The following is an 18,112-nucleotide window of genomic DNA, read 5'->3' as shown; positions in this document are numbered from 1 at the left end:
GTCGTGACGGAAGCGTGGTCTAGAAGTAGATCATGTCGATGGCCTGGAGAATCTTGTATTTCAGGCTGTCGGGGCTGTCCCATTGTTCCAGTGCGACGTCGCCGGCCCGGAACTCGCGGAAGAAGCGACGATCCTTCAGGTGGTTCATCACGGCATCCAGGTTGGGGGCCGGCTTGAAGGCCCAGTCGCTCCGGCTGTTCAGACGGGCGAGGTTGGGGCCAGGGGTGGCCGGCTTGGCCGGGGCTTCGCCCAGTTTCGGCGAACCGTCGGCCTCGGTGAAACGTGGATTGCGTGGCGTAATCAGGATCAGGACCGAATTATTGATATCGGTCGTGGTCTTGTTGGAGAAAGCATACTGGATAATCGGCAGATCCTGCAGGATCGGCACGCCGGACCGCGAGACCTCGGATTCCTTTTCGCTCAGGCCTGACAGAACCAGGGTCTGTTCGAAATCCATCACCACATTGGCGCTGACCGTGGTCTTGGTGGTCTGGGCGAAATTGTTGAAGGCGGCTTCCGATGCGCGGCTTTCGATCGAGGCGCGTGCAGCGGTGACATCCAGCTGAAGCTTGTCTGGGCCGATGAAGGTCGGGGTCATTTCCAGCCGGATGCCGATCGGCACATCGGTAACGTCGCCGCTCACACCAGCGGCAGCGCTGGAGGACAGTTCCACATGCCAGACCGCGCCGTGGAAGAATTCCGACTTCTTGCCTTCGGTGGCGACCAGAGTCGGCCGTGCCAGCACCTCGCTGACATTGCCGGTATCGTTGAAGATGTTGAGGTTGTAGGTCACGGCCGGAACGGTGAGGGCATGGGACCGCGTCCAGTTCCTGTCCTTGCCGGCTGTCGAGTTATTGAAGCTGTAGGTGACGATATTGCCCTGGTATTGCAGCTGCAGGCCGTCGAGCAGATTGAAGCCCCGTCGGCTGGTGGCCAGTTCCTGGGTATGAATGATCACCACGTCAGCCAGCACCATGCGCGGCGTCTTGCCGGGGGTAGCAGTTGCCGGTGCGGATGAGCCCGAGGAGCCGGAAGAGGAATTGTCCGAACTGCTCGCCGATGGCGTCACACCTTCGGTGGCATTGTCGTCTCCCAGGATGTTGGCCTGGGCCAACTGCGGCAAGCGCTCATGCAGGCGTCGCCATTCGCTCAGGCGCTGCTGCAGACGCTGGCGGCGATAGGCACTGCCATCGTCCAGGCTTGCGAGTCGGGTGAGGGACGTTTCGGCCTCGCGGAATTCCCCCGCTGCACCGAACACAACCACGGCATTGCGCAAAGCGGTGCTGTCTGGCTGTTCGTCATCAACCAGGCGCTTCATCGCGGTGGTGGCGGTGCGCAGGTCCTGCAACTGATACGACGCCGCCGTCAGCGCAGTCAGGATTTCGCGGTTGTCGGGCAGAAAAGAGGCAGCATAGGCAAAGGAATCTTGCGCATCGCCGAAAGCCTGCAGGCGATATTCCACCAGACCCTTCTGATAGGCCGCCCAGGCATTTGCAGGGTCGAATTTCAGCGACTGTTCATAGCCGATCTTGGCGAACTCCAGGCGGCTGCTGTCGCCGTCGGCTGCCATCAGGTGATAGGTGAGCGCATTGAGGAAATGCAGACCCGCATTGGTCGGGTCGTATTTCAGGGCACGGTTGAAGGCGCGAGAAGCCTCGGGCAGTTTGCGTGCTTCCAGCGACTTGATGCCACTTTCGATATCCGCGGCATTCAAGGTGTGGTCCCGCTTACCGCGCACCTCAGCCAGATATGCGGTCGGTTCCGGGAGCGGGATTGGTGCCGGACCGGCAGTTTCAGTTGAGGCGCAGCTGGCTAAGGCCAGCGCCATAGCGGCAGCCAGAGGCTTGTTGCAGCGTTGATGCATTGTATTCCCCGACATTTTTGTTTTATGTAGCCAAGCTTCGGTCGGATAAGTCCGAGCCAAAATAAAATCCTATAAACGCATGAAATATAATTATTATTACTTGGGGTTAATATCTTTATTTCTTAAAGTTTTTTTAATGACCTCAATTCCTGCACCATTTGCCCGACGGGCCCGGTGGGGCGAGGGGATTCGAAAATCAAAATATTATCAATAATTTATAGGATTCCGGGGGCTGTTGCTGGCGGGGCGGTGCCCAGTCTCACTCAATTCGCCCTATAAGCACGCATCAGTACTGATGGATTCACATTCAAGCAGACGCAGGAATGGCTCCATCTCGGGTGCAAAGGCAGTTGTCCTGCCCCTGCCGCGCTTACAACTCATCGAGGAAGCTTGGGATCTCGGCGAGTAGCACGGTGGCTTGGATGGCGTCTAGCCGGCTGTTCGCGCCGACGCGGACAATGTCGTATTTGTCGTCACCTTTGCCGTGGACGCGGATGGACCGTAGTACATCCTCGACGCCGTCATCCTCGATGAAGCTAGCACCGCCATCGCCGTAGCATCCCAGCGGCTTGGAGGGGAAGAAGCTGGTCGTGGTCGCCGGAGCACGGTGCAGTGGGGCAGCAGGTCGGCCCGGTCGCGCTTCTGCATATAGGAGAATGAGCAATGCCATCATGCGGCAAAATCCTTCTGGGTCAGCAGGGGATTTGCTTCCTAGCAGTCTTGGCGATGGGCGTTGGTCATGAGGCCATGCTGCCGAGCTCGCCAGATCGAGTCTATTAGCCTAAAGGCCGGGCGGCCAGGTGCGGCCTTGGGCGGTCTCTCTAGGCTCTGGGTTGTCATGGCTTTGGTTGGCGGCAAGCTGGCCTTTTGCTACACTTCTAACGCTCCAAATTTGCTCCACTGCCGAATGCAAAGCGGTCGGCGCCGGTGCAAGGGGTTGAGGCTAAGTGCTTGAGAATTTTGGAGACAGGTCTCCAGATCGGTTCAGGAAAAGCCCTGGATTAGGGCTCATAACCTGAAGGTCGTAGGTTCAAATCCTACTCCCGCGACCAAATCAAAAAGCCCGCAAGTGAAAGCCTGCGGGCTTTTTTGTTGTCTAGACATGCAGCCGTCGCCTCTGCGGTGGGTTTGTTGACAGGGGGCAGCCGGCGGGCTACCCCCTGCCATCCCCCTTGCCAGAGAAAGGCATTCCGGCGTGTCCAGCTCTCCGACTTCCCCTGCCATTGCTGTCGTCGGCCTCGGTTATGTCGGCCTGCCGTTGGCCGTGGTCCTGGCGAAGCATTTCCCGGTGGTCGGGTTCGACATCGACCGCGGCCGGGTGGAGGAATTGCAGCAGGGTGATGACCGCACCCGCGAGATCGAGGCCGAGCGGCTGAAGGCCTCCAGCCTGCGGCTGAGCAGCGATCCGGCCGACCTCCCGGGCCAGGCCATCTATATCGTCACGGTGCCGACCCCGGTGGACGAGCAGAATGTGCCCGACCTCAAGCCGGTGCGATCCGCTTCGCGTACCGTTGGCCAGGCGCTGAAGACCAAGGCCGCGCCGGGCGCCATCGTTGTCTATGAAAGCACCGTCTATCCGGGTGTGACCGAAGACATCTGCGGCCCGATCCTGGAAGAACTGTCCGGCCTGAAATGCGGCAGGGATTTCTTCCTCGGCTATTCGCCCGAGCGCATCAATCCGGGCGACAAGGTGCATACGGTCGACAAGATCACCAAGGTGGTGGCCGGCCAGACGCCCGAGGTCGCCGCCAAACTCGCTGACATGTATGGCCGCATCACCTCGGGCGGCATTCACTTGGCGCCGAACATCAAGACGGCGGAAGCCGCCAAGGTGATCGAGAACGCCCAGCGCGACATCAACATCGCCTTCATCAACGAGATCGCCATGATTTTCGGCAAGCTGGGCATCTCGACCCATGACGTGCTGGAGGCCGCCGGCACCAAATGGAATTTCCTCAAATTCCAGCCCGGCCTGGTCGGCGGCCACTGCATCGGCGTCGATCCCTATTATCTCGCGCATCGCGCCGAGGAACTCGGCCATCACGCTCGCATCATCCTGTCCGGCCGCGCCATCAACGACGGCATGAGCCAGTATGTGGCGGAAACCGTTTCCGCGCGGGTGAAGCCCGGCGCCAAGATCCTGGTGCTCGGCCTGACCTTCAAGGAAGACGTGCCCGACCTGCGCAACTCGAAAGTCGCCGATCTGGTGAACGCCCTGACCAAACTGGGCCACAGCGTCGCCATCCATGATCCGCTGGCCGATGCGCAGGAAGCTGAGCATGAATATGGCCTGATGCTCAGCCCGCGGCTGGACCAGCTGGCCGGCTTCGATGCCGTACTGGCGGCCGTGCCGCATGACCCCTATCGTGCCATCGACGATGCAACCCTCGCCCGCCTAGTCGTGCCCGGCGGCCTGGTTGCCGACCTGAAGGGCATCTGGCGCGGACGCACACTCCCCAAAAACGTCAACTACTGGATACTTTGATTATTATAGATGCAATTTAAGAGGGCGTAGTTGTGCGGAGGATGGCGTTTACGTCATGAACATTAGTTGTCTTTTAGAGGCGAATCCCTCTATAAACTCTCCCGCAAGCGGGCATGCCTCATTTGCCCCGGCTTAATCCTGCACTCCGGCCCGAAAGCACCCGGAGTGTGGTAACGTTGGCTAAAAGTGTCTAAAAACAGCCAATAGTCGCCTCAATTCTACAATAGAAAATAGGGAAACCATGGCTAATGCGGAGGTCACACCCCTTGGCGGGCATCGTTTTGCATTGATTGGTGCCGCAGGCTACATCGCACCACGACATATGCGGGCGATCAAGGATACCGGTAACAGCCTGGTGGCGGCTTTTGATCCTAACGACAGCGTCGGCATTCTGGACAGCTACTTTCCGGATGCCAGCTTCTTTGTGGAATTTGAACGTTTCGACCGCCATATCGACAAGCTGCGTCGTCGCGGCCAGCAGGTCGACTATATGGGCATCTGTTCACCCAACTACCTGCATGATGCGCATACCCGCTTTGCCCTGCGCAGCGGGGCCCATGCGATCTGCGAGAAGCCGCTTGTGCTCAATCCGTGGAATGTCGACGGACTGGCCGAAATCGAGCGCGAGAGCGGCAAGCGTATTTACAATATTTTGCAGCTCCGTTTGCATCCAGCGATCAAGGCGCTTCGTGACAAGGTCGCCAAGCTGTCCAGGAACGAGACGATCGACGTCGATCTCACCTATCTCACCTCGCGCGGCAACTGGTATCACACCAGTTGGAAGGGCGATGAGCACAAATCAGGTGGCATTGCGACGAATATTGGGGTGCATTTCTTCGATATGCTTGGTTGGATTTTCGGCAACCGCACCGGCTCGATCGTCCATCTGCACAAGCCGGATGTGGCTGCCGGATATCTCGAATACGAGCACGCCCGTGTCCGCTGGTTTCTTTCGATCAATGCTGACTATCTGCCGGAAGCGGCCGTGAGTGCCGGCAAGCGGACCTATCGCTCGATCCTGGTGGGGGGCGAGGAGCTGGAGTTCAGCGAAGGCTTCACCGATCTGCATACCGAAAGCTACGCCGATATACTGCGTGGCGGCGGCTTTGGTCTGGATGATGCCCGTGCGGCCATCGAGACTGTATTCGAAATTCGCAGCGGTGCGCCCATGGGGCTAAAGGGCGAGTATCACCCGCTCTGTGCATCGGTCGTGGCGAAAGATTGACGCCATGACCAAGACCGCCGGCTGGCAGGCGCATCCCACTGCCGTTGTAGACGAGGGTGCGAAGATCGGGGACGGCACGCGGATCTGGCACTTCTCCCATATCAGTGCCGCAGCCGAGATCGGGGCCGACTGCTCGTTCGGGCAGAACACCTATATCGGAAACCGGGTGCGCATCGGTAATAACGTCAAGGTGCAGAACAACGTATCGATCTACGACAATGTCGTGATCGAGGATGACGTTTTCTGCGGGCCGAGCATGGTGTTCACCAACGTGATCAATCCGCGCAGCCATGTGTCGCGTAGGGATGAATATAAGGACACGGCGGTGCGTCGCGGCGCGAGCATTGGCGCTAATGCGACGATTGTCTGCGGCAACGAAGTCGGCGAATACGCCTTCATCGGTGCGGGCGCCGTGGTGACGAAAGACGTGCCGCCGCATGCCCTGATGGTCGGTAATCCGGCGCGCCGCCGCGGCTGGATGTGTCGTTGTGGCGTCAAGCTGCAGGGCGAGGGCAGTGTAACCTGCACCTCCTGTGGCAGCCGATATCGGATCGACGCCACCAGCTGCAGCCCGGAAAAGTGACGGTAGAAAACATGGAATTCATTGACCTGAAGACGCAGTACCAGCGACTGAAGCCGAGGATCGACGCGCGTATTCATGCCGTTCTGGATCATGGACAGTACATTCTCGGTCCCGAAGTTGCGGAGCTGGAACGTCAGCTGGCGGCCTATTGTGGGACCCGCCATGCGGTCACCTGCGCAAATGGCACCGACGCGCTGACGCTCGTCCTGCTGGCTGCCGGTGTTACGGCCGGCGATGCAGTCTTTATGCCGGCCTTTACCTTCGTAGCGACGGCGGAAGTGGTGCCGCCGATCGGGGCGACCCCATTCTTCGTGGACGTGTCGCCCGAGACTTTCAACATGAATCCGGAAAGCCTCAAGGCTGGCATCGCCGAAGCCAAGAAGATGGGGTTGCGGCCACGCGCCGTCATTCCGGTCGATTTGTTCGGCCAGCCGGCAGATTATACTGCCATCCGGGAAATCTGCCTCCAGCACGATCTCCTGCTGATCGCGGATGCTGCGCAAAGCTTCGGCGCTAGTCTGAATAACCGCAGGGTTGGCACCCTGGGTGACTTCACGACGACCAGCTTCTTCCCGGCCAAGCCTCTTGGCTGCTACGGCGACGGTGGCGCCATCTTCACGGATGATGACGACAAGGTGGATCTGCTGCGTTCGCTGCGTTTCCACGGCAAAGGCAGTGACAAATACGACAATGTCCGGTTGGGTCTGAACAGCCGGCTGGATACCCTGCAGGCAGCGGTGCTGTTGGAGAAGCTTGCGGTTTTCCCCGACGAGGTGGAAGCCCGTAACCAGGTGGCGCGCCGTTATAATGAAGGGTTGGGCGATGTAGCCGTCATTCCTCGGCTTGCCTCGGGCGCTACCTCGGTCTGGGCGCAATATACGATTCTGATGCCGAACCGCGATCAGGTGGTCGCGGCCTGCAAGGCAGCGGGCGTGCCGACCGCGGTCTACTATCCGATCCCGTTGAATCAGCAGACCGGCTACAAGATGTATCCGTCGGTGGCAGCGGGCGTGCCGGTTTCCGAGCGTCTGGCACAGCAGGTTCTCAGCTTGCCGATGCACCCGTTCCTGGAACGGGATGCGCAGGATCGCGTCATCGAGACAGTGCGTCGGGCAATCTCTGCCTGACGCTGCTGAAAATCACCAAAAGTCATCACTCAAAGCAAATCACCGTAATTAGAGGAAAACATGGATATCCGCGGGAAGAAACTCGTTGTCATTGGCGGTGCGGGCCTGATCGGTTCGCATACCGTTGATCAGCTCCTGGCCGAAGATGTGGCCGAAGTCGTCATCTACGACAACTTCGTGCGTGGCCGTCAGGAGAATCTGAGTGGTGCCTTCAAGGACCCGCGTGTGAAAATATTCGAGGCGGGCGGTGATATCTGCCAGACAGATATTCTGCAGGCGGCTCTGCGCGGCGCTGACGGCGTGTTCCATTTCGCCGCCCTGTGGCTGCTGCAATGCCATGAATATCCGCGTTCGGCCTTCGACGTGAATGTGCGTGGTACGTTCAACGTGCTCGAGGCTTGCGTGGCCGAAAAGGTGAAGCGACTTGTCTACTCGTCATCGGCCTCGGTGTACGGCGACGCTGTCCAGGAGCCGATGACGGAAGATCACCCCTTCAACAACAAGAACTTCTACGGCGCGACCAAGATTGCCGGCGAAGCCATGGCGCGGGCATTCCATCACCGCTACGGCCTGAACGTCCTGGGTCTCCGTTACATGAATGTGTATGGTCCCCGACAAGATTATAACGGTGCCTATATTGCCGTTATCATGAAGATGCTGGATGCCATCGACCGTGGCGAAGGCCCGACCATTCTGGGCGATGGCAGCGAGGCCTTCGACTTCGTCGCGGTTGAAGACTGCGCGCGCGCCAATCTTTGTGCAATGCAGGCGGATGCGGTCGACAGCTTCTACAATGTCGGCACGGGTACCCGCACCTCGCTTAAGGAACTGGCCGAGATGCTGCTGCAGCTCACCGGCTGCAATCAGGAAATCAAATACGCGCCGCGCAGCCAGGCAACTCTGGTCCGCAACCGCATTGGCAGCCCGAAGCGCGCCAGGGAAGAAATCGGATTCGAGGCCAGGATCGATCTCCGTGACGGTCTGAAGCGCCTGATCGACTGGCGCAATGCGCATAAGTCGGAAGTCGAGGCGCGTCGCAACAAGTCGCGCACCTAAGACTGCAACTCCTGAAGGGTCTGAGGTCTGTATGTGTGGAATAGCGGGCATTTTGCACCGTGATGGGGCACCCGCGTCACCCGTCATCATAAAGGCGATGACGGACAAGATCGCACATCGTGGTCCCGATGGTGAAGGTCATGTTGTGCACGGTCCGCTGGCGCTTGGGCACCGGCGGTTGGCCATCATCGATCTGTCGCCGGCGGGGCAGCAGCCGATGGTCACGCGGGACGGCCGTTATGTGATGACCTATAATGGCGAGATATACAACTTCCAGGAAATCCGGGCGGAACTGGCAGCCATGGGTTGCCAATTCAACTCGAGGTCCGATAGTGAAGTGCTGCTGCAGGGTTTTGCTACCTGGGGTATCGATGTTATCCGTCGGTTGAACGGCATGTTCGCCTTCGGCATCTGGGATCGGGAGGAGCGCGTCCTAACGCTCGCCCGTGACCGTTACGGCGTGAAGCCGCTATACTATGTGCAGTGCGGGCAAACGTTCCTGTTCGCCTCTGAAATCAAAGCCTTCACAGCTCATCCCGAGTTCCGGACCGTTCTGGACGAGGAGGGGTTGTCGGAATACCTCACCTTCCAGAATTTCTTCACTGACCGGACCCTGTTCAAATCGGTGCGGCTCCTGCCGCAGGGGCACATGATGCAGGTTCGAGTGGACCGCCAGGAACTGCGTCCCGTCCAGTACTGGGATTTCCATTTCGAAGAACCGAACGAGACGCGGAAAGAAGCCGACTATCTGGATGAGCTGGACCATCTCTTCCAGCAGGCGGTCCAGCGGCAACTTATCGCCGATGTCGATGTCGGTTCATATCTCTCCGGCGGTATGGATTCCGGGTCGATCACCGCTCTGGCGGCTCGCCAGCTGCCTCATGTTCGGACTTTCACGGTCGGCTTCGACCTCAACTCCGCCTCGGGCGTCGAACTCGGCTATGACGAGCGCAGTGCCGCCGAGCATATGTCCTACCTGTTCAAGACCGAGCATTACGAAATGGTGCTGAAGGCAGGCGACATGGAGCGCGTGTTGCCGAAGCTGACCTATCATCTCGAAGAACCGCGTGTCGGGCAGTGCTATCCAAATTTCTATGCCGCGGGGCTGGCGTCCAAGTTTGTCAAAGTGGTGATGTCGGGGGCCGGCGGCGATGAATTATTTGCCGGTTATCCGTGGCGGTACTACCGGGCTGTCGTAAACGACTCGTTCGACCATTACGTTGAGCAGTATTACGGCTTCTGGCAGAGGCTGATCCCGGAAGAGCGCCTGCCGGCGGTTCTCGCGCCGGTTTGGGCAAAGGCCAAGCATGTCGCGCCCCGCGATATCTTCCGTGGTGTTTTTAGCGAACATGCCAGCCGTCTGACCCGGCCGGAAGATTATGTGAATCATTCCCTCTACTTCGAGGCAAAAACCTTCCTGAACGGGCTGCTCGTGGTGGAAGACAAGCTGGCAATGGCGCATGGCCTGGAATCCCGGGTGCCTTTCCTTGACAATGATCTTGTCGATTTTGCCATGAAGTTGCCGGCGCATCTGAAGCTCGGTAACCTCACGGAAGTGGTGCAGCTCAATGAAAACGAGCCGGGCGGCAAGCGCGAGCGCTACTTCAACCGTACGCGCGATGGGAAACTCATCCTGCGCCGGATGATGGCGCGGCATATCCCGCCTGTTGTTGCAGATCGTGAGAAGCAGGGCTTCTCCGCCCCCGACGCAAGCTGGTTTAAGGGTGAATCGATCGATTTCGTACGGCGGAAACTCTATAACGATCGCGCCCGGATCTACGACTTTGTCGACCGCAAGACGGTGCGTTCGTTGGTTGATGATCATCTTGAGGGCCGCGAAAACCGTCGCCTGCTTATATGGTCGCTACTGAATCTTGAGCAGTGGTGCGAGAGCTATCTGTAGTCGCATGCGTCTGACGACGGCGGAATGATATGCGTATTAAGACTCTGACGGCGCAGGACATCCCGGCCTATGAGGATTTCCTCAAGCGCTTCGACGGCAGTCTGCTCTACTACGGGGCGGCGTATCGTAACTTTATCGCCGATCTGCTGGGATGTGGTTCCGACTATTGGCTGGCGGAACGGGGTGGAGAAATCCTCGGTGTTCTGCCGACCATGGAGACGAGCGGTTCGTTCGGGCGCGTCATGAACTCACTGCCCTATTATGGCAGCAATGGTGCTCCGCTTTGCCTTGTACCCGAGGCGCATGATGCCTTGGTGAAGCATTATGCCGCCTTCCTGGATGATGCAGATATCGCCTGCGGCACGATCGTCGAAAATCCGTTCCAGGCCATGCTGGGCGAAGTGCCGCCGCACACCATCCTGGATGAACGAATCAGCCACGCCACTCCACTGCCTATAGAAGGAGATATCGAGGCGCTTTTGCTTGGCCGCTTTGACAGCGCGGCGCGACGGAACATAAAGAAGGCGGCGAAGAGCGGCGTGACGGTTGCTGTGGATAACGGGGCTTTCGGCTTTCTTGAAAAGACCCACGTCGAGAATATGCAAGAAATCGGCGGTAATGCCAAAACGCCGGGCTTCTTCGCCAAGATCGCGCGTCATTTCCGTGCCGACAGTGATTATCGGATTTATGTCGCCAGCATCGACGGGGCGCCGGTTTCGGCCCTACTGCTGTTTTACTTTAATAAAACGGTTGAATACTTTACACCGGTTACGCATCGGGATGCGCGCGAGACTCAGCCGATGGCCGCGATACTCTACGAGTCCATGCTGGACGCAGCGCAGCGCGGGTACAGCCGTTGGAACTGGGGTGGTACCTGGTTGACGCAAGATGGCGTACGCCGCTTCAAGGAAAAGTGGGGCGCGGTAGCCGGACGATACAGCTACTACACGCTGCTGCGCCGCTCTGAGATTCTGGCCAGCACGCCGCAGCAACTGTTGAGCGAGTATCCGGGCTTTTTCGTGGTTCCCTTCTCAAGTCTGGAGGCAGGACGATGACACCGGTAAAGACCCGCAAGGCGGTGCTCTTCGGCGCGACCAATTTTGCCCAGGTCGCCAAATTCTATTTGACGATCGACAGCCCTTACGAGGTGGTCGCCTTCTGCATCAACCGCGACAAGTTATCGGGCGATGAGTTCGACGGTTTACCGCTGCGTGCCTTCGAGGATATCGAGCAGCATTACCCGCCGCAGAACCACGATTTCTTTGTTGCCGTCGGCAGCAAGGCGATGAACGAGGTGCGCGAGCGGCTGATGCATGAGGCGCGCGCCAAGGGCTATCACTTGCTCACCTACGTCTGCTCAAAGGCCACCTCCTGGGGCGATACGAAGCTGGGGGACAATGTCTTCATCTTCGAGAACAACGTTATCCAGCCTTTCGTCTCGATTGGCGAAGGTACGGTCCTGTGGAGCGGCAACCATATCGGCCATCATTCGACGATCGGTCCCTACTGCTTCATCACCAGTCATGTCGTGATCTCCGGTTACTGCAAGGTTGGGTCACACACGTTCATGGGGGTAAATTCCACAGTGTCGGAAGATGTGGAGATCGGTGCGCGCAACCTCATCGGTCCGAATACCTTGATCCAGAAGACCACTCTGGAGGGCGATGTATATATCGCCGAGAGGACCAAAAAATTCCCGAAAGACAGTTCGAGGTTCTTCCGATGAGCGACTTGGATCTCACGCCCGTTGCCGAGCTTTATACGAACAGCCTGCGCGAGCATGGCTTTACCCCGAAGGGGGTGGGCTGGCGAGATGAGGAATCTCAGGCACTGCGATTTGACAAGTTGATCAGCGTCATCGAGCTTGAAGCGGGTCGCAAGCCGATCTCGGTCTGCGAACTGGGATGCGGTTATGGCGCGCTGGTCACCCATCTGATTGATCGAGGCATTCCGGTATCCAGCTTTGACGGCTACGACATCAGCCTGGAAATGCTCACGGCAGCGCGCCAGTATCTCGCGGGCAAGGACTGGTGCCATCTTCATGGCGACAGCTCGCTCCAGCGCGAGGCCGATTACGCTTTTACATCGGGCATTTTCAATGTCCGTATTGGTGTCGATGAGAAAGAGTGGATCGCCTATATCGAGAAGGTGATTCTGAACCTCAACGCCTCATCGCGGCGCGGCTTCGCCTTCAACCTTCTGTCCACCTATGTGGATTTTCGCGCTGACAAGCTTTTCTACGGCGACCCCGGTTATTTCTTCGACTTCTGCAAGCGCAACTGTTCCCGATTCGTCACGTTGCATCACGACTATCCGCTCTATGAATGGACGATCACGGTACGCAAATGACATGGCATCGCCTGGGGCGCATTGTTTCTGCTGAAGGACAGCGGAGCTGGATGGCGTCACATACAGCCTGTCCGGTACCGCTGCAAATCGAAGCGTCGCGGTACCGGATTTATTTCGGTAGCCGCGATGGCGGGAATCATCCCTATATCGGCTGGATTGAAATCGATCTCCGGAATCCGGAGGCTGTTCTCGCCATGGCGGAGACGCCAGCGCTGGCGCCAGGCGAGCCGGGTTATTTCGACGACAACGGCGTTTACCCAAGCTGGCTGGTGACCGAGAGTGATCGTCTCCTGCTGTATTACATGGGGCGTAGCAACGGCGAGGCGCCGCGTTATGGCATGGCAATCGGATTGGCGGAGAGCCGAGATGGTGGCCGCAGCTTCAGCCGGCTCAGTCCGGCGCCGATCGTCGATCGGAGCGAATACGATCCATGGATGGTTTCCACGCCCTGCGTGCTACGGTCAGGTGACCGTTGGATGATGTGGTATCTTTCCGGTCTGCGCTGGGATATGGCGAGCGGGAAATCTTACTATCACATTAAATATGCTGAGTCAGACGATGGCCGAAGCTGGCGGCGCAATGGCCGTATCGCCATCGACTTCCTGCCCGGTGAGAGCAACATCGCCAGCCCGGCAGTACTGCGTGGCGATGATGGATGGCAGATGTGGTATTGTACATTTATCAATGGTGGTTATCGCATCGGCTATGCGCGCTCGGCTGATGGCTTGAGCTGGACCCGGCAGGATGATGTCAAGGGATTGCTGCCATCGGGTGCGGGTTGGGATGGGCAGGGCGTCGCCTATCCCCATGTATTTCGCCACGAAAATCGCACCCTGATGGTCTATAGCGGCAATGAATTCGGACGTGCCGGTATTGGTCTGGCCGAGTGGATAGAAGGATAGTCCGATGGTTGATGCAGATATCATTCCTTCGTCGCAGATCGTCACGCGGCCGGTCCGCGGCGTGGCGCTTCGGCAATATGCGCCGACGGGAATTGCGCGAATCCTAGCGGAACAAGCGGAATATCTGGAGCCCGAGACACTGGATTGGTTAGATGCGATACCATACGGGGCAACCTTAATCGACATCGGTGCTTCAAGCGGCATTTACAGCCACTACGCGGCCGCTGCTAGACGCGCACAGGTATTTAGCTTCGAGCCGGAATCGCAGAACTTCAATCTATTTCAGGTAAATAACTATTTAAATTCCAAGCTGTTCAAGATCGTTCCTAGTGGTTTCAACATCGCTATCGGGGCAAGTTCGGGAATCGGCCAGATATTCTGCGCTAAGTTCGGTGCCGGCTTCCACATGAAGATACTCGATAAGCCGCAGCGGGTGAATGAGGAGAGCTATTTCACGCCGGAGTATACCCAGGCGGTGCTGAGGATTTCGCTGGACAATTTTGTTGCGGAGTATTTGCGGCGTCCTCCTAATCACCTGAAGATCGATGTGGATGGTGCTGAATTTGAAGTTGTGTCAGGAGCGGCTGTCACCCTGAAGCATCCTGATCTGCATTCCATCATGATTGAACTGTCACTGAAGGGGCGCCAGAACGAGCCTGTAGAAACTCTTCTGACTGCGGCGGGGTTCACCGCAACGCAACGTCATCAAGTCAGGCATGCTCGCGGCGGTTTCTATGACGATTTGGTCAACTGCGTTTTCGAAAGGCGGTAATGACCATGCGCGACGACTACAGAGAGAATGGCTTCGTGAAGATTCCTGGCCTGCTCACACGAGACGATGCGAGCATGCTGGTGCGGCAGATTCACGATATATTCGAGCTGCGCATGAATCGGCTTGGCTTGCCAGTGGAGAGGGAGTTGGATGGTCGCGTCCGCGATGAGTGCCTTTTCTCGTTCTTTGACCAGCACCACGGCGCTTATGTGGAGTGTTTGAGAACGGCAAACAACCTACCTCTTATCTTCGAGATTGGGTCGCGTGAAACAATGATTGCTGCAGTGCAAGCGGCGGGCGTTAATTTTCCTGTTTTCTGCGCAAGACCAATTATTACGCTTTCGAGTGCCAGAACAGCACGACATCATGGCCATTGGAAGACGCGACCGCATCAGGACTGGCGCAGCATGCAGGGGAGTCTGAATTCGGTCGTCGTTTGGATTGCGCTGAGGGATGTTTCAGAGGAACTGGGCCGACTTGAGGTCGCGCCCGGATCGCACAAGCTAGGATTGCTGCCTACTGTGCCGGATGAATGGTATCGTCGTCTTGATACCGATCTAGTGTTGGACAGTAACTTTGTCCCGGTGAACACTGATGCAGGCGACGCCTTAGTCTTCTCGACTTTCCTGGTGCATCGCAGCGGCGACAATAAAGTTGATGCACACCGTTATGCCTTGCAGTTTCGCTTTAATGATGCAGCAGAGTGCGAGTTCATCGATCGCGGATTTCCGACGACATATCGTAGCGAGCAGCCGAGTCAGGACCTCATCACACCGGATTTTCCTGCTCCGAATGCAGTGTCCCGACTGTTTGGCGGGTGCGCATAAAGCTTTCATATTCCGATGGCTTCTCTGATCGGTCTTTATGGTGGTATGGCCAATAACATGTATGTGTTGGCCAAGGGGCTTGGCGCGGAGGGCATGCCGGTACGCTTCATCCGCGATCGTACGGACAATTTCGCCTTCAGTCAGCCCAGTTGGGAAGATTGTTGGGCTGTCATGGATTACGAAACAGTACTGAAAACGGCAAGCTGGACCGCGGATCACTGGAATGAATGGGAGGCTGCGGCAGGTTGGCAGCGTCCGGATTGGTTGGTGGAGGCTGCGGATTACGCCAGTATGGCTGGCGGGCGGCATCCGAACCCGAAATGGGCGGCGATCCTCGCGGCCATGTCGGAATGCGATGCATTGGTTGTTTGCGGGGTCGAGGGCGCCAGCTTAGCGGCTCTCTCCGGCAAGCCATTTGTGATCATTCCTCATGGCGGAGATATCCGGATCGCTGCTCGTCTGGCGCGTTTCGGCTCCGGCATCCGGCCCTGGAACGCTATCACAGGTACGCGCGAGGAGCGACTGCTACGCGCGGCTTATCGTCGGGCTGTTGCAGTCTGTACGCATGGGCCGTTGCGACTCAGCGGCCCGCTCGGCCGGATGGGCTTTACTTTCAAGCTGCGTATGCCGCTCACGCGTTTCGAGCGTCTGGCCTTGCCTGCCTTCTCGCATCCACGTCGGGATCGTGTGATGCGCCGGCGGGGTTTGGCTGACCTGATGGGGCGGCTGAACCTGCCTGTTCCGGAGGCGGATGTCGTGGCTTTCGTGCCGTCGCGGGTGGACTATTACTGGAAAGGCCAGGACCGGCTGCTGCCAGCGCTGACTGACGCGGCGGCGACGCGGCGGTTGCATTTGATCTTTACCGGATGGGGGCGCGACTTCGACGATCTGCGGCAGCGGGTGCCAGCAGACAGCGCCACTTTCCTGCCCTTTGCACTCAGCAAGCCGGCTTTGTCCGAGTTCTACCAGGCGGCAGATCTAGTGATCGATCAGTTCGTCCTAGGGCATTACGGTACCGCCACTCAGGAAGCCATGGCGTGTGGCGCGCCGGTGATGCTGAACTGTGATTTTGACGAGTATGAACGGAACGGCTGGATGCCGCCTCCAGCCATCAATGCGAGCTCGGCCGAGGAAATTGCCGATGCTTTCAATCGTATTGCCGCCAACGCGATCGATCTGGAGAAGATCGGTGCCGCTGGTCACAAATGGATCATGGCCCTGCACGGCACGCCGAAAGTTGCCAGTACCGTGCAATCGCTGCTTGCCCAGGTGCAGTAGAGCACCATCTTGCCCATTCAAGAATTTCCAGCCTGAGAGGCGTTACAATGCATATCCTCTTCACCCCTGAGGTTCAGAACAGCGAAGGTCTTCGCGCCTGGGCCGCGGAGAACGACTATGCCGTCACCAGCATCCAGAGTGCTGCCCCTGAGCATCTTGTGCCTGTGGCCAGCAGCGGCGCGGCCATGGCCGTGGTGGTGGATTATCCGATCACTTCCGATATCGACTTCGAAACCCTGGGCACCTTTGTGAGCCATGTGCAGGCGAATGAGGGGAATTGGTACTATGCTCCCAGGCCCAACGATTTTGTGTGGGTGGCCAAGCCCGTATTGATCGGCGTCAATCCGCTGCGGATGTTCGCCATCCAGGCGGCGGTGGCGAACAGCGCGGCGACGGTTCACCCGCTTCGCCGGATGGCGGTGAAAATCCTGAATGCGCTGCCCGCGCCGGTATCCAAGCTGGCGCGCAAAGGCTGGCGTCAGTTGTCCGCGCGCTGGCCCCGCAACATCAATACCGTCAACGAATTGGATTCGAACGCTGCAGCGGCGCTGTCGCCGGCGACGACGGTGCTGACCGAAGGGGAGGTCACGCCGGGCCAGGATACTGATGCCCCGCTGGTGGCCGATCCCAGTGTGTTGAGCAATGTCAAATCTGTCCAGCCGGAGATTATGCTGCCCGGCAGTCTGGCGCCGTGGAATACCGCGTGGACGTCTTGGCAGGCACCAGAAGCGACGATTTACCGCGACCTGACCCAGCGCGGCGAAGTCTTCTTCTCACACCCCTCGGGCATCCATGTCATTGTCCTGAACAAGTGCAATCTCGCCTGCGGCATGTGCCCATTCCATTCCCCGGCTTACAAATCCGGCCACAAGAGCGATTTCTTCGATCGCTATACGCAGCTGGAAATGGAGACCTTCGAGAAGGTGGCCGAGTATGCCGGCCGGCATAAGATCGCCCTGCAGTTCGGCCAGGTCGAAGAGCCGTTGATGAACAAGAAGCTGCCGGACTTTGTGCGACGTGCAAAGGAGAAGGGTGTTCCCAATATCCATCTCACCACCAACGGTACGCTGCTCACACCGGAAAAATCCGACCTGCTGCTCGAAGGCGGTTTGACCTCTTTGATGGTCAGTATCGATGCTGCTGATCCGGAGACCTACAAGAAAATCCGTGGCAGCGATCTCGAGGTTGTCGAGAACAATCTTCGCTATTTCCTTCCACGCGCCCGCGCCCGCGGCGTGAAGACGTGGGTTTCCTTCATCCTGCAGCCGCAGGCGATGGAGGAGCGTCAAGTGTTCCTGGAGAAGTGGCGCTCTCTGGGTGTGGACAACGTTACCTTCTACGTGCTTTCCACGCACGACAAGGAGACTGGTGAGCTGGTCGATCACAAGATGATGTATGAGCGGGATGCGCCGCGTTATCCCTGCGCGTCGCCCTGGGTGCAGTCGGTTGTTTTCCCCGACGGCGAAGTGTCGCTCTGCTGCCGCACTATGGGCCTGGTCGGCTGGGAGGGTATTGTTTCGGTCGGTTCGCTCAAAGAGCAGAGCTACGAAGACATCTGGGCCGGCGAGCGGTACCGTGAGGTACGTGGTGAGCTGCTGCGCAACAGCTTCGACAAGTTCAAGATTTGCGAAGGCTGTGCAATCTGGTCGGCGAGTAGCTCGGCCATCGAGCGGACCCCGACATATGAGCGAGTGTATAATGAAACGATGGAAACCTATTCGTTCCTGGAGGCGAAGTAAGC

Annotated in this window: 16 protein-coding genes and 1 pseudogene; 15 read left to right on the top strand and 2 right to left on the bottom strand. The window is 58.2% G+C overall.

What is annotated here, in order from left to right; genetic code table 11:
• Positions 1-19: 19 nt before the first annotated feature.
• Both ACE3OO_RS05595 and ACE3OO_RS05590 read right to left on the bottom strand, forming a co-directional pair.
• Positions 20-1,714: a hypothetical protein gene (locus ACE3OO_RS05595; protein WP_374300612.1), complete on the bottom strand. Its 1,695-nt coding sequence runs from the start codon at positions 1,712-1,714 to the stop codon at positions 20-22.
• Between the two features lie 520 nt (positions 1,715-2,234).
• Positions 2,235-2,537: a DegT/DnrJ/EryC1/StrS family aminotransferase gene (locus ACE3OO_RS05590; RefSeq protein ID WP_374300609.1), complete on the bottom strand. Its 303-nt coding sequence runs from the start codon at positions 2,535-2,537 to the stop codon at positions 2,235-2,237.
• Between the two features lie 522 nt (positions 2,538-3,059).
• Here ACE3OO_RS05590 and ACE3OO_RS05585 point away from each other — a divergent pair.
• The 15 genes and pseudogenes from ACE3OO_RS05585 to ACE3OO_RS05515 all read left to right on the top strand — a co-directional run bounded on the left by ACE3OO_RS05585 (position 3,060) and on the right by ACE3OO_RS05515 (position 18,110).
• The gene (locus ACE3OO_RS05585) at positions 3,060-4,349 is read left to right on the top strand and encodes a nucleotide sugar dehydrogenase (protein ID WP_374300606.1); all 1,290 of its coding nucleotides are present in this window, start codon (positions 3,060-3,062) and stop codon (positions 4,347-4,349) included.
• A 241-nt stretch (positions 4,350-4,590) separates the two neighbouring features.
• Positions 4,591-4,932, top strand: a pseudogene (locus tag ACE3OO_RS05580) (Gfo/Idh/MocA family oxidoreductase); the annotation flags it as partial.
• An 81-nt stretch (positions 4,933-5,013) separates the two neighbouring features.
• The gene (locus tag ACE3OO_RS05575) at positions 5,014-5,574 is read left to right on the top strand and encodes a Gfo/Idh/MocA family oxidoreductase (RefSeq protein WP_374304663.1); all 561 of its coding nucleotides are present in this window, start codon (positions 5,014-5,016) and stop codon (positions 5,572-5,574) included.
• 4 nt (positions 5,575-5,578) lie between these two features.
• Positions 5,579-6,157: an acyltransferase gene (locus ACE3OO_RS05570; protein WP_374300603.1), complete on the top strand. Its 579-nt coding sequence runs from the start codon at positions 5,579-5,581 to the stop codon at positions 6,155-6,157.
• An 11-nt stretch (positions 6,158-6,168) separates the two neighbouring features.
• Positions 6,169-7,284 (top strand): DegT/DnrJ/EryC1/StrS family aminotransferase, encoded by a 1,116-nt coding sequence (locus ACE3OO_RS05565; protein ID WP_374300600.1) that lies wholly within the window; start codon positions 6,169-6,171, stop codon positions 7,282-7,284.
• A gap of 60 nt (positions 7,285-7,344) precedes the next feature.
• A complete protein-coding gene (locus ACE3OO_RS05560) occupies positions 7,345-8,340 on the top strand; it encodes an NAD-dependent epimerase/dehydratase family protein (RefSeq protein ID WP_374300598.1) in 996 nt (331 codons plus the stop codon).
• Entirely contained in the window at positions 8,291-10,243 is a 1,953-nt protein-coding gene (gene asnB / locus ACE3OO_RS05555; protein WP_374300596.1) for an asparagine synthase (glutamine-hydrolyzing), read from the top strand. The genes ACE3OO_RS05560 and asnB overlap by 50 nt, the downstream gene beginning before the upstream one ends.
• Before the next feature lie 29 nt (positions 10,244-10,272).
• Positions 10,273-11,298, top strand: coding sequence for a GNAT family N-acetyltransferase (locus ACE3OO_RS05550; RefSeq protein ID WP_374300594.1), 1,026 nt, complete (start codon positions 10,273-10,275; stop codon positions 11,296-11,298).
• On the top strand, positions 11,295-11,969 hold the full coding sequence (locus ACE3OO_RS05545) for an acetyltransferase (protein WP_374300592.1): 675 nt from the start codon (positions 11,295-11,297) through the stop codon (positions 11,967-11,969). Before ACE3OO_RS05550 ends, ACE3OO_RS05545 begins: the two co-directional genes overlap by 4 nt.
• Positions 11,966-12,592, top strand: a complete 627-nt coding sequence (locus ACE3OO_RS05540) for a trans-aconitate 2-methyltransferase (RefSeq protein ID WP_374300590.1) — start codon at positions 11,966-11,968, stop codon at positions 12,590-12,592. The genes ACE3OO_RS05545 and ACE3OO_RS05540 overlap by 4 nt, the downstream gene beginning before the upstream one ends.
• The gene (locus ACE3OO_RS05535; protein ID WP_374300587.1) at positions 12,568-13,494 is read left to right on the top strand and encodes a hypothetical protein; all 927 of its coding nucleotides are present in this window, start codon (positions 12,568-12,570) and stop codon (positions 13,492-13,494) included. The genes ACE3OO_RS05540 and ACE3OO_RS05535 overlap by 25 nt, the downstream gene beginning before the upstream one ends.
• Positions 13,495-13,498: 4 nt before the next feature.
• A complete protein-coding gene (locus ACE3OO_RS05530; protein ID WP_374300585.1) occupies positions 13,499-14,266 on the top strand; it encodes an FkbM family methyltransferase in 768 nt (255 codons plus the stop codon).
• A gap of 5 nt (positions 14,267-14,271) precedes the next feature.
• A complete protein-coding gene (locus ACE3OO_RS05525) occupies positions 14,272-15,093 on the top strand; it encodes a phytanoyl-CoA dioxygenase family protein (RefSeq protein ID WP_374300583.1) in 822 nt (273 codons plus the stop codon).
• Positions 15,094-15,108: 15 nt separating this feature from the next.
• The gene (locus tag ACE3OO_RS05520; protein ID WP_374300581.1) at positions 15,109-16,371 is read left to right on the top strand and encodes a glycosyltransferase; all 1,263 of its coding nucleotides are present in this window, start codon (positions 15,109-15,111) and stop codon (positions 16,369-16,371) included.
• Positions 16,372-16,418: 47 nt separating this feature from the next.
• Positions 16,419-18,110, top strand: coding sequence for a radical SAM/SPASM domain-containing protein (locus ACE3OO_RS05515; protein WP_374300578.1), 1,692 nt, complete (start codon positions 16,419-16,421; stop codon positions 18,108-18,110).
• The last annotated feature ends 2 nt before the right edge of the window (positions 18,111-18,112 follow it).

This window comes from Ferrovibrio sp. (assembly GCF_041906005.1).
GTDB lineage: Bacteria > Pseudomonadota > Alphaproteobacteria > Ferrovibrionales > Ferrovibrionaceae > Ferrovibrio.
Note: the sequence above shows the minus strand (reverse complement) of the source record. Positions and strands in the feature narration are given on the sequence as shown.

Bases quoted from the DNA above. Each gene is read 5' to 3' on its own strand.
- ACE3OO_RS05590 (WP_374300609.1), bottom strand. From the start codon at position 2,537: ATGATGGCATTGCTCATTCTCCTATATGCAGAAGCGCGACCGGGCCGA.
- ACE3OO_RS05570 (WP_374300603.1), top strand. From the start codon at position 5,579: ATGACCAAGACCGCCGGCTGGCAGGCGCATCCCACTGCCGTTGTAGAC.
- ACE3OO_RS05565 (WP_374300600.1), top strand. From the start codon at position 6,169: ATGGAATTCATTGACCTGAAGACGCAGTACCAGCGACTGAAGCCGAGG.
- ACE3OO_RS05560 (WP_374300598.1), top strand. From the start codon at position 7,345: ATGGATATCCGCGGGAAGAAACTCGTTGTCATTGGCGGTGCGGGCCTG.
- asnB (WP_374300596.1), top strand. From the start codon at position 8,291: ATGCGCATAAGTCGGAAGTCGAGGCGCGTCGCAACAAGTCGCGCACCT.
- ACE3OO_RS05550 (WP_374300594.1), top strand. From the start codon at position 10,273: ATGCGTATTAAGACTCTGACGGCGCAGGACATCCCGGCCTATGAGGAT.
- ACE3OO_RS05545 (WP_374300592.1), top strand. From the start codon at position 11,295: ATGACACCGGTAAAGACCCGCAAGGCGGTGCTCTTCGGCGCGACCAAT.
- ACE3OO_RS05540 (WP_374300590.1), top strand. From the start codon at position 11,966: ATGAGCGACTTGGATCTCACGCCCGTTGCCGAGCTTTATACGAACAGC.
- ACE3OO_RS05535 (WP_374300587.1), top strand. From the start codon at position 12,568: ATGGACGATCACGGTACGCAAATGACATGGCATCGCCTGGGGCGCATT.
- ACE3OO_RS05530 (WP_374300585.1), top strand. From the start codon at position 13,499: ATGGTTGATGCAGATATCATTCCTTCGTCGCAGATCGTCACGCGGCCG.
- ACE3OO_RS05525 (WP_374300583.1), top strand. From the start codon at position 14,272: ATGCGCGACGACTACAGAGAGAATGGCTTCGTGAAGATTCCTGGCCTG.
- ACE3OO_RS05520 (WP_374300581.1), top strand. From the start codon at position 15,109: ATGGCTTCTCTGATCGGTCTTTATGGTGGTATGGCCAATAACATGTAT.
- ACE3OO_RS05515 (WP_374300578.1), top strand. From the start codon at position 16,419: ATGCATATCCTCTTCACCCCTGAGGTTCAGAACAGCGAAGGTCTTCGC.